Source organism: Larkinella sp. C7, assembly GCF_006149005.1.
Classification (GTDB): domain Bacteria; phylum Bacteroidota; class Bacteroidia; order Cytophagales; family Spirosomataceae; genus Larkinella.
Map to the genome: position 1 here is coordinate 1,192,321 of NZ_VBSL01000001.1, position 13,855 is coordinate 1,206,175.

Consider the following 13,855-nt stretch of genomic DNA (forward strand, 5'->3'; position numbering starts at 1 on the left):
GTACGTCTACTTTACGGATAAATAAAAATGGCAAAAACGGCTATTTCCTGCCCCTGATTTCCCGTATTTTTATAAAAAAGCAACCGGTTGCGCATACACTCTGTATGCTTTACAAATTCCTAAATACCGCCTACGACCCTATGAAAAACACGGTTTTTCTTCTTTCTTTTTTAGCCCTGAGCGGTTTCCAGGCCGTCGCGCAGGATCCGGATTCCACCCGAAAAGCCTTTCTGGCGGCTCAGGCGGTTATTCAAAAGCAATCGGAACATGATCACAAAAAGATGCTGGAACAATTGAATATCACGTCGTTGCGCCCCGGCCCATCGGGAAATCCCAATGCGCCCAATGCCGCGAACATCGATGAGTCACAGGCCACGCCCTACACCAGTCTGCCCGATCCGCTGGTGTTGAAGAATGGCAAAAAAGTGACTACGCCCAAACAATGGTGGCAGCAGCGACGACCGGAAATTGTGGAAGATTTTGACCGGGAAATCTACGGGCGAGTGCCGAAAAACCTGCCGAAAGTGACCTGGGAAGTGACCAGTGAAACGAAAGAAATGAACGGCGATATTCCCGTGATCACGAAAAAACTGCTGGGGCATGTCGACAATTCCGCGTATCCGGCCATCAAGGTCGACATTGAATTAACGCTTTCGACCCCCGCCAACGCTACCGGCCCGGTTCCGGTCATGATGAGTTATGGATTCCGGTTTCCGGCGGGTTTCCGGCTGCCGCCCCCTCCCGCGACCAACCCACCGGCGAAACCCGAACCGACCTGGCAGCAGCAGCTTCTGGCCAAGGGCTGGGGTTATGCGGTTTTGTACCCCACGAGCTACCAGGCCGACAACGGCGCAGGTCTGACGCAAGGCATCATTGGGCTGATGAACAAAGGACAAACCCGCAAACCCGACGACTGGGGAGCCTTGCGGGCCTGGGCCTGGGGAGCCAGCCGCGCCCTGGATTATTTAGAAACCGACAAAGCAGTGGATGCCCAAAAAATTGGAATCGAAGGGCTTTCGCGCTACGGCAAGGCCACTGCTGTCACGATGGCGTATGAACCCCGGCTGGCCATTGCGTTTGTCGGCTCGTCGGGCGAAGGGGGCGTTAAAATTCACCGCCGGAAATTTGGCGAGCAGGTCGAGAATGTCGCTTCTGCCGCCGAATACCACTGGATGGCGGGCAACTTCATCAAATATGCCGGACCACTGACCCCCAACGACTTACCCGTCGATGCCCATGAATTAGTGGCTTTGTGTGCGCCCCGACCGGTTTTCATCAGTTCCGGTTCACCGCAGGTGGAAGGCAACTGGGTCGATGCCAAAGGTATGTTTCTGGGGGGCGCATTGGCCGGACCGGTTTATAAACTGCTGGGTAAAAAAGGTCTGGGAACGATGGAATTCCCGCCCATCGAAACTGCCCTGGTCGACGGCGACATCGCTTTCCGCCAGCACAGCGGAGGGCACACGACCGGCCCCAACTGGCCGACGTTTCTGATTTTTGCGGATCGCTATTTCAAATAATCAGCCCTCCTGTTTATGTTTATGGTGTTGTTACTCCCACGGTTTCAACCGTGGGATGATACCAAAAACCGCACCTTATTTTTCTGGCGTAAACACCGCATTTCTGGCAATCTCAACGTCGTTTGCGACCTCGCCCCGCAGTTTCTCCCAGTGAAACCGGAGCGTTTCGTTTTGCTCCCAGGTGCGGCCTTTCTGTTCGCTAAAATGAACCAGTGGCATGTCGTTGTAGAGCGGGCGGGTGATGGCCACGACGGCGTCCCAGTACCGCAAAGCAGCTTCCAGATGAGTTACCGCAGCCTGTTTATTCGACTCACCACCCTGGGTTCGGTAGGTTTGCAATGCAACGGCACCCTTCAGTTTTTCGGCCAAATGGAAACCCAGATTGGCCCAAACCTGCACATCGGCCACCTCGTAGTGCAGCGAGCGATTGGCTGATGTGTTGATGGATTTGACCACTTGCAGGGCTTTCTGACCATCCTGTTCCAGCATCTGAGCCAGTTTCGGCGGGGTTATTTTTGTGGGTTCAAAACCACCACCGGCGATGACGGTTTTCACATAATCGCTGGCCGACACATAATCAGGATCAAGCACGGGCTGGGTCAGGAGCCGGTCGACGGAGATGTAGGCGACGTTTTTCTTCGCATCGTGCGCCAGCATACCCTCGCTATACAGCGAAAAATCCCAGGTGAAATCGAACAGCGAAGCCAGCCGCAAGGGGGTAGACGACGCCAGTGCGTAGGCTTCCAGCAAACCGCTCGCCGATGGGCCGTAACGCCGGGTGAACTCGGCCTTAAAAACCGCATCCGGTGTGGCCGGATTGTACAAAAGCCGCCCCCAGAGTTTGTAAAACAACCATTGCCGTTCGAACGCGTATTTCCAGTCGACCGGGCCACCGGGTTTGGTGAAGTAATCTTTCGCCGGAATGTAGGTTTCCGAACCCAGAAAATAACCGCCCACGTACGACTGCCGGTTGGCGGCCAGGTGCGCCCGGACAAAACCCGGAACACCCCACCGCAGGCAGAAAAAATCCTCATTCCGTACCGTCCAGGTAATTTTATAGGCTTTCGGGTCCGGTACAAAATAGGTATCGTATAGCTTGCCGCCGTGGACTTTCACCAGTTTCGGCGTTGAATGCCCGTGCGACCAGTTGTATTTCAAATCCGCCCAGATCGGCCCTTCAATAAACGGCAAAGCCCCTTCGGCTTCGATGGATTTCCGGGTGAGTTTTTCCGTATCGATGCTGGTGACACCGAGTGAACCCGTCGTGCTGGAAAACGGAATACGGTGAATCAGTTTCGTTTTCCGACCCGCCAGCCGCATACCCTCGATCATCGTTGCCTTCATCCAGTTTTCGCGCTGCTGGGGCGTCATCCCACCCATCGCTTCGCCCAGCGTCAGGCCAAAACCGGTCAGTTCGGGGTATTCCTGGAGCACCTGCGTGACGCATTCCCGGGTGTAACGTTTGACGATTTCGGACGTATCGCCGTCGATAAAGTGATGATGGGTCAGGTTGTTCAGGGCCGGGTTGACGTTGTAGGCTTTCGAGAATTCCGGGCTGGTGAAAATATTGAAGGGAATCAGATAGGTGTCGATCGCGCGTTCGTGAGCCATCCGGAAAATCGACCGGAAGAGTGTCTGCCACTGCTTCAGTTCCTGGTCGTTGAAGGGTGTAGCCGCCGGGAAGTTTTTGGGCCGGATCATGAATGTGTACGGATGCAGGTTCCACAAACTCAGCGCATTGAAGCGGTTTTGTACCATCATATCCAGAAACGCTTTCCAGTAGGTCGTATCGCGGCAGGTTTCGGCGTGCAGATCCAGCGCATAACTGTGCCGGTAGGTATCCCAGGGCAGATCGAATTTGATGGCCCGAAGTGCGAAGGCCGGCCGTTCGTTCTGCGCTTTGATTTGCGGCAAACCGACGCCATTCCGCAACTCCTCCACCACCGCCAGACTGCCGTAGATCAGCCCGCGTCCGTCACCGCCGGTGATGGAAAGGGTTTTGCCCTGCCGGGAAATGCCGTAAGCTTCCGGGCCGAATGTAGCCGCGTCCAGCTTCAGCAAAACGAAATACTCGACCGGTTCCGAACCAACCGTATACTTCCGTTCCCGCAGTGCTTTTTTCAATTGTTCAGCCGCGTAAACCGCCTGGGGCGACGGATTGGCCGACCGAACGGCCACCCGCTGTGCCAGGCTAAACGGCCGCAATCCGAGCCAACAGCCCATCAGAGTCAACAGGAAAGCTTTCATAGGTTGTAAGATTAAGAGAAAAGGTGGCCGGTAAAAAATGACGACGAACCAAACCACTCCACACCGATCATCAAAGGCAGCATCCGCCCGATCATACCCGTTGATGTGCCTGGCAGATGCGAATTAATTCCCATTCGTTTGCCGGGAAAAAACCGTTGCCGTCCGCTGTTTTCCAGCGATGTCCCGGGCCTCTGAAATTCGGCAATCTCACGCTGGCTTTTGTGTAAACGGTTTTCCATTGCCCTGAAAATGAGCGAACTTGGGCGCATTCCCACAAGCGTCTAAACCTTCTCCTTTATGCAACCCTTGCAACTTAACTCCTCCGGCGCCGACGTCGTCCGGCTCCAGGAAAAACTGAAAGCCCTGGGCTTCAACCCCGGCAAAGTCGATGGTGATTTCGGGACCGGCACCGAAGCCGCCGTTATCGCGTTTCAGCGGAGCGAAGGATTGCTGGCCGACGGCATCGTTGGTCTCAGAACCCTGCGGGCACTCGGTTTTGAACCCACGCCCGAAGCGATTGCTGCCGACTCGGTGTTGCCACAGGTCACCGTGGGCGTGGTGTCCCGCATGTTTCCGCTCACGCCCCTCGACAACATCAAAAAACACCTGCCTTTCGTGCTCGACGCCCTGAAAAATCAGGACCTCACCGACCGCAACATGGTGCTGATGGCCCTGTCGACCATTCGGGCCGAAACCGCCGGTTTCAAACCCATTGACGAAGGCAAATCCCGCTTCAACACCTCACCGGGTGGCAAACCGTTCGACCTATACGACAATCGCCGGGATTTGGGCAACCAGGGGCCGCCCGACGGCGACCGGTTCAAGGGCCGGGGTTTTATCCAACTCACGGGCCGCAGCAATTACCAGTCCATCGGAAGAGAGTTGGGCGTTGATCTGATCGGAAATCCGGCGCTGGCCAACAAACCCGACATAGCGGCTGCGGTTCTGGCGCTTTTCCTGAAACGGAAAGAACGGCAAATCAAGGAAGCGCTGCTCGAAAACGACCTTCGGCAAGCGCGTAAACTCGTCAACGGCGGGAGCCACGGACTGGCCGAATTTACGGCGGCCTTCCGAATTGGTGAGAGCCTTTTGCCGGTAAAACCGGTGCAACTGGTCGTGTCGGTATCGTAAAATCGGAGAAGTCGCGTGCCTCACGTCACGCTGAGGGTGGCGGAATAGCCTGCTCCTACAACGCTACGCTGTTGAGCTCCTAACGGAGCAAAGAGCGGTATTAAAACGGGTGTCGTTACCGAATTGCGTGGTCGTTTTTTTCTTCTTCCAGATCGAGTTGCGCTTCTATTTTGCGGATCACGTCTGCATCGAACTCTTCCTGGTGCCGGAGCCGCTCCAGTTCCTGGCGTTTGATGCGGTGCAAGCGGGACAGGGCCTCGTTGTAGTTGGCCAGCAGCGGGCCGTCCCGATCCGACGAAACGTATTGATTTAAGAGCAAACCGCTTTCCAGCCGACTTTTTAAATGACTCAGCAACTGGTTGTCAGCCACCGCGTAGTGCTGGGTCAGCTCCTGCAAGGCCGCTTCATGCAACCGGCGGTTGATGGTGGCCTCCTGCTTTTCTTCGGGCAGACGCGGAATCACTTCTTTCGGGTTAACCCAGCGGATGACCAGTGGCAGCGTCAGTCCCTGCAACACCAGCGTCACCAGAATCACCATGAACGTAATGAACAAAATCAGGGGACGCTCGGGGAAAGGGGCACCCGAGGGCAGTGTCAACGGAATCGACAGGGCAGCCGCCAGCGAAACGACGCCCCGCATGCCCGCCCAGCCCAAGACGACAGGGCCTCGCCAACCCACATTCCGCACCGCAACGGGAATAAACCGCCCGGCAATTTCGGTAAATACCATGGCAAACAGCGCAAACACCTGCCGAACGACGATGACCAGGGCCGAGATCGCCAGACCGTAGCCAATGGCATCCGTCAATGAATGGCCGTCCAGTCCTTTCACGACAACGGATAATTCCAGACCAATCAACACAAACACCAGACCGTTGATGATAAAAATGACCGTTGCCCACATTGCCAAACCCTGCACCCGCTCCGCGTGGTTGAGCAGCCGCGAACTGTGGTTCGACAAAAACAGTCCGCCACTGACGACAGCAATGACCCCCGAATAATGAAACTGTTCTGCGGTCAGGTACATGATGTAAGGCGCAATGAACGTCAGCAGGATCGTGATTCGGGTCTGAATGGGCAACCAGCGGTGAATCGCATAAAATACACCCGCCACCGCTAGGCCGATCACCGCGCCCATGATCGTCACCATAACGAAATTCAGGCCGACCTCCTGCCAGACGAAAGTGCCCGAAATCACCGTTGCCATCGCAAACCGGAAGACCACCAGGCTGGACGCATCATTAATCAGGCTCTCGCCTTCCAGAATGCTGAGGGTACTTTTGGGAACGTTGACCCCTTTGAGCACCGAGGTCGCGGCCACCGCATCCGGGGGTGAAACAATACCGCCCAGCAAAAATCCCAGTGCCAGCGTAAAACCGGGAATGAGAGCCGTTGAGGCATAGGCCACCGCCGTAGCCGTCAGGACGACCAGCCCAAAGGCCAGTACCAGCACAATCCGTCGCCAGCGCCAGAGTTCGCGCCAGGACATGAACCAGGCGGCTTCGTAGAGCAAGGGCGGCAGAAACACCAGAAAGATGAGATCCGGTTCGATGGTCAGCGTCGGCACACCCGGAATCAGGCTGGTCAGCAAACCACCCATCACCAGAAAGATGGGCGTTGGAATCCGCAGCCGCTGCGCCAGCGTAGCGAGCAGGGCCATGCCCAGTAATAAAGCCAGTCCGAGGAAAACCAGGTCACGCATGAATAAGGAGTTAATCGAATGGTTGGGAAGACACCAGAAATCGGTGTCCACAAATTACGCCCTCCTGATCGATCTTCCAAGCGCTTTTACCGGTCTACCGGTCGGTTTACGCAAAAACCGCCTTAAGCAGCCATGACGGAATCGCTCAACAGCACCCGTTCCAGATGGGCCACATACCGTTGTCGGTCCCGTTCGATGTTGGCATTCTTTTCCACGTCGTGAAAGTGCAGTCCTTCCAGTGGCTCCATCCCCGTGAAAGCATTCATCCGGTGAAAACCGAACATGACGCCTTCGTCGACACTTTTTTGATTGAAAAACTCGCCGGGCAGCGTGAAGGCTTCTTCCGGCGCATTCCAGCTCGTGGTGAGCATATAGTGCCGCCCCTGAAGCGTTCCGCCCGTACCGTAATTAATGGCCGGATTTTTCCGCGAACGACCGTCGCTGACGTAAATGCCCTGCTGGTGACCCGCTGTAAATACCACATCGATGTACTCCTTCAGCCGGTGGGGTACCTGAAACCACCAGACCGGCGTGTGATAAATCACCACATCCGCCCAAACGTATTTTTTCACTTCTTCAGCCGGTTCGTAATCCTCGTTGATGTTGGTCACTTTTACAGCAAAATCAGGGTGCTGACGCAGAAAATCGACGGTCCAGCCCGTCAGCGTCTGGTTGAATGCTCCGCCCGAATGGGCAAATTTTTGACCGCCATTGATCACAAATATATTCTTCATGGTGTTTCTCGTTTATGTCGATGCAAAAGTAATGGCCTCATTACTATCATAAAAATAAGTTAAATAGTATATTTGTATCACAATACTGATACATCATGATTGCTAATCTGGAATGGTTTCGGACGTTCAAGGCCATCTACGAAACTGGCTCACTGACCGCAGCGGCTCAGGCCCTGTATATTTCGCAACCGGGCGTCAGCCTGCATCTGAATTCGCTGGAAGCGCATACGGGCTACAAACTCTTCGACCGGGCAGCCCGGAAAATGGTGCCGACGGAACGCGGAAAAGTCATGTATAATTTCATTCTGGAGCCCATCAGCAAGCTCGAAGCCGCCGAACAGCAGTTTCATAAAAGCTCCAGAACCGGCAGGGCGACCATCAGCATCGGCATGTGTTTCGAGACGTTTCAGTTTACGCTGGAACCGCACATCGCCACGTTGCCGTTCAACGTCATTATCAAGTTTGGGGAATACACCGAAATGCAGCACGATCTGGACAAAGGCTTGCTGGATCTGATCATTACGCCCCAGAAAGGCACGCAGACAAACCTGACGTACCAGCCGTTTTCGAAAGAGCGGATTGTGCTGATCGGGGGTGCCCGGTCGCAAACCACCGAACTGGACTCATTGCTGAAACAGAATAAGTTCAGCGAAGCCGAGGTCTGGTTAAAACAGCAGATCTGGTACAGCACAGCCGCCGACATGGATCATCTCAGGCGGTTCTGGCACCTGAATTTCAACCGCCACCCGGATTTCAAACCCAACTACATTGTGCCGAACATCTGCTCCATTGTGCGGTGTCTGAGCGACCGGGAGGGTTTTTCGATCATTCCGGATTTTCTGTGCCGGGACGAGATGGATCGGGGGCTGGTGAAACTGGTTTGGGAAGGAACGAACGTCATTGAAAACACCCTGTATTTCGGTACCCGGAAGAAAACCATCTACAGCGAGGAGATTGCCCGGATTCAGCAGATTTTTGAAAAGAATGCGGTTATCTGACTTCAGTCAGGAGGCTATTCCACAATCAACTTAATTTTCCGGCTCTTGGTGCGGCTGCGCAGCCAGTTTTCAATGCGCCTTTTTTCGGCGGGCCGGTGTCGGCGGCTAAATTTGGCGTAGACCAGCAAAACCGTATCCGGGCGGTTGCCGGTGCGGCTCATGACCAACGACCGTGCGGCCGTGAACGACTGCACGTCGGGCATGAGGGTTTTGAGTTCGTCGCGCAAATCGGCCACCGGCAAATGGGCCGACTGCGTGGCTTCGATGTAGTTCCGGAGCGAATCGATCGTCTGGTCTTTACGGGCAATAGACCCCTGACTGTATTTGATGATCTGGTCAGTGACGGTAGACGTGATGGTGTTGACATCGACTTCCGCATCTTTCAAGGCTCCCTGCCTGATGATCAGGGCGGTATTACCCAATCCGTAGGCAGGCAATTTGGCTTTCAGGAGCTGAATCGAGTCGGGTGGCATGGGTTCGCCCACCACCATAAGTTCGATACTGCTTGCATCCCGCTGGTAACGCGCCGTATAATTGACCACCTGCCGATACTGGAAATTCCCTTCATTGGTCACAAACCGTTTGGCGGCCTGTTCGAAGATGGTTTTCCGAACGATCTGGTAGCCCAGGTACGTACTGGGAACGAGCACGATCAGGACGGCGGCCAGAATGGTATTTCTAACCCGTCTCTCAATGGCCGGATTGGCGTATTCCTTCTGGTGATAGCCCAGAAACCGCACAATCAGAAACGTGGCCAGACTAATGCAGACGCTGTTGATCAGGAACAGGTAAAAAGCCCCGAAAAAGTACGAAAGATTGCCGTTGGCGATGCCGTAACCCGCCGTGCAGAGGGGTGGCATCAGGGCGGTGGCAATGGCCACGCCCGGAATAACATTGCTGATTTTGTCCCGGCGCGAACCCGCCACAATGCCGGCCAGCCCCCCAAAAAAAGCGATGAACGCATCCCAAATCGTGGGCGAGGTGCGGGCCAGTAATTCCGACTGCGCAACGTGCAACGGACTGACCAGAAAGTAGAGGGTGGACGTCAGCAGGCTAATAATGGCGGCAATGAACAGGTTTTTGAAGGCCCGTTGAATCAGGGACAGATCGTTGATGCCTACCCCCAATCCAATGCCCATAATAGGCCCCATCAACGGGGAAATAAGCATGGCTCCGATGATGACCGCCGTCGAATTGACGTCCAACCCAATAGAGGCAATGAAGATGGCGAAAATAAGCGCCCACAGATTAGTCCCTTTGAACTCAATGCCCCGGCTGATGGACTGAATGATTTCGGCTTCATCGGCCTTATCCTCATCCAGACTGAACCGGTCACGGATGAAATGGCGGATGGTATCCCAGGTCGAGCTTCGTTCTTTTCGGGCTTGATTCCGCTCTTCAGTTAACATTATTTCGGTAGGTTTAGGCGATAAAACGGTGTCTGTCGGTCTTTTACCAGCAAAGCAGCACCAAAACCGGGTTGAATCTATTTAAAAAACGCAATTTTTGTTCCAAAAAGCCGGGTTCTAAGCAAAATCTAATCCGGTATTAAGCCCGGCCTAATCGGTGTTCATCAGCTTTGGCAGCCAGCACCAGCCCACCGTTTGGGGTCTTCGATCAAAAAAATCAGGTTGGCAAGACGCTTTTCGCAACGCACCAGGACTCAGCCCAATGAATAACTTATTGGATTGGAAAGCGTTTAAAATTCGTTCTTTTTCCAGATTTCTAAAACAGACCATCGGAACGTTTCTCTAGTTGATGAAAAACCAGCCCTCGTTGTACCAGAAGCTATTAACCCGTTTCGACAACCGTTTTGTCCGGTCCATTTACAATGAGCGCGTCCGCCGAACCACGCTGCAATCCATTCCGTTCTGGATTGCATCGCTCCTGACGGGCCTGGTGACGGTGGGATACGAACGTTTGTTTGCCTGGTCAGAAGCCACTTTCCAAACCTGGTTCCTGCGCATTCCGGCCTGGGCTTTCCTGCTCACTCCACTCTGCTTTTTGCTTTCCTGGGCACTGGTTCGGGTGCTGGCCCCTGCCGCCCGCGGGAGCGGCATTCCGCAACTCATGGCGGCCATCGACCTGGCTACACCCGCCCATCACACCAAAATTTCGTATCTGCTGAGCATTCGGATTGCCGTCGTCAAAATCCTGAGCAGCGGGATTCTGTTGCTCGGCGGGGGAGCCATCGGCCGCGAAGGCCCCACGATTCAGATTTCGGCTTCGCTCTTTCAACTCATCAACCGCCTGCAACCCCGGGGCTGGCCACAGCTATCCCGCCAGATTGTGCTCGTCACCGGCGGAGCCGCCGGGCTGGCGGCCGCGTTCAACACCCCGCTGGGTGGTATTGTGTTTGTGGTGGAAGAACTGACGCACACACACATCACGCTCTACCGAACCGCCGTTTTCACCGCCGTCATCATTGCCGGTATGACGGCACAGGCCCTGCTGGGCTCCTATCTGTACCTCGGCTATCCCGCCATTCCCACCACCGGCCTGTCTTTTCTGGGCGTGGCCTTTGTCACAGCACTCATCGCCGGGCTGGCCGGTGCGCTCTTTGGCAAACTGCTGGTGCAAATCAACCAATACCGGAAAACCTGGAAAACCGTGCCGCAGCAGGTGCTTTGGGTCATCGGCTGTGGCCTCCTGTTTGCGGCCCTGATCTACTGGGGTGGCATCGATGCCGCCGGAACCGGCAAACCGCTCATCAATCACCTGCTGTTCCACCACCCCGGCGAAGTGCCCTGGTATGTGTTTCCGGCCCGGATCATGGGCATGGTTTTGAGCTACAGCAGCGGAGGAGCCGGTGGAATTTTTGCCACGTCGCTGAGCGCCGGAGCCATTTTGGGCGAACTGATCGCACACGTCTTAACGATTGATCAGCAGGAAACCACCGTTGTGGTGCTGGTCGGGATGGTGAGTTTTCTGACCGGCGTGGTGCGTTCACCGTTTACGGCGGCCATTCTGGTGCTGGAAATGACCGACCGCCACTCCGCGATTTTCCCACTGCTGCTCGGCGGCCTGACTGCGCAACTGGTGGCTTCACTGGTCGATCCGCACTCCATGTATGAACACCTGAAAAAAGGTTTTCTGGCCGAAACACACCTGGCCATGCCCAACGAACCGGCTGCGACACCGAAGGCAAACTGACGGTTTTCCGGCCACTGACGTCTGCCGGCTCTAAGACAATTCTAAGGTTTTATTAAGCCCGTTCTTAGCTTTCTCATGCAATTTGCAGTCCATCCCACCGGGATTTTCCCGGTGAAATGCATCCACGCAAACGCTCAACACCATGAAAAAGCACATCATATTCTCGTTGATAGGGACGCTTCTGGCGGGCAGTATGGCGGTAGCACAATCCGCCGACGCCACGATTCAGCAGGCCATCACCCACTTCCAGTCCGACCGGCCCCAGCAGGCGGGTCAACTCTACCGGCAGGCCGTTTCCAGCCAGCCTTCTCCCGATTCCTATTTCTTTCTGGGCCGGTATTACCTGCAAATCAACCAGCCTGATTCGGCCCGTATGGCCTTTCAGAAAGGGGCGGACCTGGAAAAAAAGAACTACCTCAATAAAATCGGACTGGGGGGCGTGGCTCTGCTGCGCGGCCAAACCGACGAAGCCAAAACGATCTGGGCTGAAGTGGAGAAAAAAGCCAAACGCAAGCACCCCGACTGGCTCCACCGCCTGGCCGAAATGAATATCCTCATCGACAAAAACCGGAACCCCGACGAAGCCCTACGGTTGATCGACAAGGTGTTATCCAACGAAAAAGTGGAGAAAAAAGCCGGTTATTATGTCGTGAAAGGCGACGCACTGCGCCTGAAAAACCAGGGTGGCGAAGCCGTGTCGGCCTACGAATCGGCTTTACAACTCGACGCTCAGCAACCGGATGTCCTGACGAACATCGGTTATATTTTCAAAGGGTCGAAAAACTACAACACCGCACGTGATTATTTCGTCAAAGCCCTCGGCGTCGATTCAACGTTCACGCCAGCCTATGAAAACCTGGGTGATCTGTACTCCCTGAGCCGCAATTACCGGTCCTCGGCCTATAACTACAAAAAAATGGTGGACAACTCGGAACCGTCCGATTCCACCATCCTGCGCTACACCAAGCTGGCTTTTCTGAGCGAAGATTACAAAAACATGATGGACTACCTGGCCAAAATTAAAGACCAGTCGCTCCTGAAAAACAGCAACGCTGTCCGGCGCATGTATGCCTACGCCTACGTGACGGACGACTACAAAAAGTATGACGAAGCCCTGGAACTGATGCAACAGGTATTGAACGAGTCGAAAGAAGAAGACCAGTTTACGATGGATTATGCGGCTCTGGGTCGGGCCTATGCCAACCGCGCCGACACGACAACCGTCAGTGATTCGCTGGCGCTGGTGTTTTTAAACAAAGCCACGGCGGACACCTCCAAAAACTACTTCGACGAAATCGCCCTGATTCAGTATAAAGACCTCAAAAACTACGGCGAGGCCGCCCGCGCCTACGAACAGGGCATCCAGTGGAAGCAGCAACACAACCAGCGCGTGGTGGGTCAGGATTATTACAACGTGGGCCGAAGTGCGTATTTCGGGTTTTCCATCAACAAGGACAGCACCCTGCTGCCGAAAGCCGACTCGGCTTTTGCCAAACTGACCGAGGTCAATCCCACCTACGACCGGGGTCCTTTCTGGCGTGCGCGGGTCAATCGGTATATGAAAGACGACAGCGCCGGTCTGCGGGCCATTACGTATTATCAGGCTTTTCTGGAAAGTGCCGATTCGTCCAAGGTGTCGAAGAAAGACCTGATTGAAGCCAACAGCTTCATCGGCTATCAGTATTACCGCGAAAAAGACATCGCTCAGGCGGTTCCGTATCTGCAAAAGACGCTGGAACTGGACCCTGCCAACAAGAACGTTCAGCAACTGCTGGACTACATCGATAAGCGGGAAATGGTAGCGGATACCAAAAAAGAAGCGGAAAAACCGGAGGCCACGGATACTGACGACAATAACTAGTTGAGTACGTTTGAGTAAGATGGTAAATGGGAACCCTGCCGGGGCGGTTTAGACCTCTGGCAGGGTTTTGTTTTCCCATCACACGCTTTCAGGGTACGTTTCCGAACAGCTAAGTCAGAATTTACGCGGCACTCTATTTACTACTTACTGATACTACATTGCAATTGCTTACTCCTTGCCCTCTTCCAGGAGTTGGACCGACAGGGTGCGAATCAACTCCCGGGATTCCAGCAACCCGTTGTGCCGCCAGATTTCGATGCCCTGTTTCAGCAGGATGAACGACGGCAACTGGTGAACCCCAAAGCTTCTGACCACTTCAGGATGAACGACCTGATCGACGCGGGTGATCCGGATGCGATCGCCCAACACCGTTCCGACCCGGTCCAGCAACTGATTGACCGAATCCTGCTGTGACCCCGAATTCGGGACAAACACCAGCAGAACCACGATTTTGGCGGGAACGATCAGGGGCCGAAAAAGGGTCGAGTTCATAAATTCAGTTCATGGTT

The 13,855-nt window shown here is 54.7% G+C and carries 11 protein-coding genes; 5 read left to right on the top strand and 6 right to left on the bottom strand.

Annotated features, from left to right (window positions below):
• Positions 1–140: 140 nt before the first annotated feature.
• Complete coding sequence (locus FH871_RS04805; protein ID WP_138990156.1) at positions 141–1,520, top strand: acetylxylan esterase; 1,380 nt, start codon at positions 141–143, stop codon at positions 1,518–1,520.
• Positions 1,521–1,595: 75 nt separating this feature from the next.
• Here the strand turns inward: FH871_RS04805 and FH871_RS04810 are convergent, their stop codons facing one another.
• Both FH871_RS04810 and FH871_RS04815 read right to left on the bottom strand, forming a co-directional pair.
• Positions 1,596–3,767, bottom strand: coding sequence for a hypothetical protein (locus FH871_RS04810; protein ID WP_138990157.1), 2,172 nt, complete (start codon positions 3,765–3,767; stop codon positions 1,596–1,598).
• A gap of 11 nt (positions 3,768–3,778) precedes the next feature.
• On the bottom strand, positions 3,779–4,006 hold the full coding sequence (locus FH871_RS04815) for a hypothetical protein (RefSeq protein WP_138990158.1): 228 nt from the start codon (positions 4,004–4,006) through the stop codon (positions 3,779–3,781).
• Between the two features lie 58 nt (positions 4,007–4,064).
• Between FH871_RS04815 and FH871_RS04820 the strand changes: the two genes are divergently transcribed.
• Positions 4,065–4,898: a peptidoglycan-binding protein gene (locus FH871_RS04820; protein WP_138990159.1), complete on the top strand. Its 834-nt coding sequence runs from the start codon at positions 4,065–4,067 to the stop codon at positions 4,896–4,898.
• Between the two features lie 115 nt (positions 4,899–5,013).
• Here FH871_RS04820 and FH871_RS04825 read toward each other — a convergent pair whose 3' ends face one another.
• A complete protein-coding gene (locus tag FH871_RS04825) occupies positions 5,014–6,600 on the bottom strand; it encodes a Na+/H+ antiporter (RefSeq protein WP_138990160.1) in 1,587 nt (528 codons plus the stop codon).
• A 122-nt stretch (positions 6,601–6,722) separates the two neighbouring features.
• The gene (locus FH871_RS04830) at positions 6,723–7,334 is read right to left on the bottom strand and encodes an NAD(P)H-dependent oxidoreductase (RefSeq protein WP_138990161.1); all 612 of its coding nucleotides are present in this window, start codon (positions 7,332–7,334) and stop codon (positions 6,723–6,725) included.
• Positions 7,335–7,429: 95 nt separating this feature from the next.
• On the opposite strand from FH871_RS04830, the gene FH871_RS04835 reads away from it, so the two are divergent.
• Entirely contained in the window at positions 7,430–8,332 is a 903-nt protein-coding gene (locus FH871_RS04835; RefSeq protein WP_138990162.1) for a LysR family transcriptional regulator, read from the top strand.
• A gap of 14 nt (positions 8,333–8,346) precedes the next feature.
• On the opposite strand, the gene FH871_RS04840 is transcribed toward FH871_RS04835, so the two are convergent.
• Positions 8,347–9,741 (bottom strand): TIGR00341 family protein, encoded by a 1,395-nt coding sequence (locus FH871_RS04840; protein ID WP_138990163.1) that lies wholly within the window; start codon positions 9,739–9,741, stop codon positions 8,347–8,349.
• 349 nt (positions 9,742–10,090) lie between these two features.
• Here FH871_RS04840 and FH871_RS04845 point away from each other — a divergent pair, with 349 nt between their 5' ends.
• Entirely contained in the window at positions 10,091–11,485 is a 1,395-nt protein-coding gene (locus FH871_RS04845) for a chloride channel protein (RefSeq protein WP_138990164.1), read from the top strand.
• Positions 11,486–11,627: 142 nt separating this feature from the next.
• Positions 11,628–13,346 (top strand): tetratricopeptide repeat protein, encoded by a 1,719-nt coding sequence (locus FH871_RS04850; RefSeq protein WP_138990165.1) that lies wholly within the window; start codon positions 11,628–11,630, stop codon positions 13,344–13,346.
• A gap of 168 nt (positions 13,347–13,514) precedes the next feature.
• On the opposite strand, the gene FH871_RS04855 is transcribed toward FH871_RS04850, so the two are convergent.
• Positions 13,515–13,838, bottom strand: coding sequence for a thioredoxin family protein (locus FH871_RS04855; RefSeq protein ID WP_138990166.1), 324 nt, complete (start codon positions 13,836–13,838; stop codon positions 13,515–13,517).
• Positions 13,839–13,855 lie beyond the last annotated feature (17 nt).

What these genes read in the sequence shown, in the direction of transcription:
- FH871_RS04835 (WP_138990162.1), top strand. Translation starts at nt 7,430, where the DNA reads ATGATTGCTAATCTGGAATGGTTTCGGACGTTCAAGGCCATCTACGAA.
- FH871_RS04840 (WP_138990163.1), bottom strand. Translation starts at nt 9,741, where the DNA reads ATGTTAACTGAAGAGCGGAATCAAGCCCGAAAAGAACGAAGCTCGACC.
- FH871_RS04820 (WP_138990159.1), top strand. Translation starts at nt 4,065, where the DNA reads ATGCAACCCTTGCAACTTAACTCCTCCGGCGCCGACGTCGTCCGGCTC.
- FH871_RS04825 (WP_138990160.1), bottom strand. Translation starts at nt 6,600, where the DNA reads ATGCGTGACCTGGTTTTCCTCGGACTGGCTTTATTACTGGGCATGGCC.
- FH871_RS04810 (WP_138990157.1), bottom strand. Translation starts at nt 3,767, where the DNA reads ATGAAAGCTTTCCTGTTGACTCTGATGGGCTGTTGGCTCGGATTGCGG.
- FH871_RS04805 (WP_138990156.1), top strand. Translation starts at nt 141, where the DNA reads ATGAAAAACACGGTTTTTCTTCTTTCTTTTTTAGCCCTGAGCGGTTTC.
- FH871_RS04830 (WP_138990161.1), bottom strand. Translation starts at nt 7,334, where the DNA reads ATGAAGAATATATTTGTGATCAATGGCGGTCAAAAATTTGCCCATTCG.
- FH871_RS04850 (WP_138990165.1), top strand. Translation starts at nt 11,628, where the DNA reads ATGAAAAAGCACATCATATTCTCGTTGATAGGGACGCTTCTGGCGGGC.
- FH871_RS04815 (WP_138990158.1), bottom strand. Translation starts at nt 4,006, where the DNA reads ATGGAAAACCGTTTACACAAAAGCCAGCGTGAGATTGCCGAATTTCAG.
- FH871_RS04855 (WP_138990166.1), bottom strand. Translation starts at nt 13,838, where the DNA reads ATGAACTCGACCCTTTTTCGGCCCCTGATCGTTCCCGCCAAAATCGTG.
- FH871_RS04845 (WP_138990164.1), top strand. Translation starts at nt 10,091, where the DNA reads ATGAAAAACCAGCCCTCGTTGTACCAGAAGCTATTAACCCGTTTCGAC.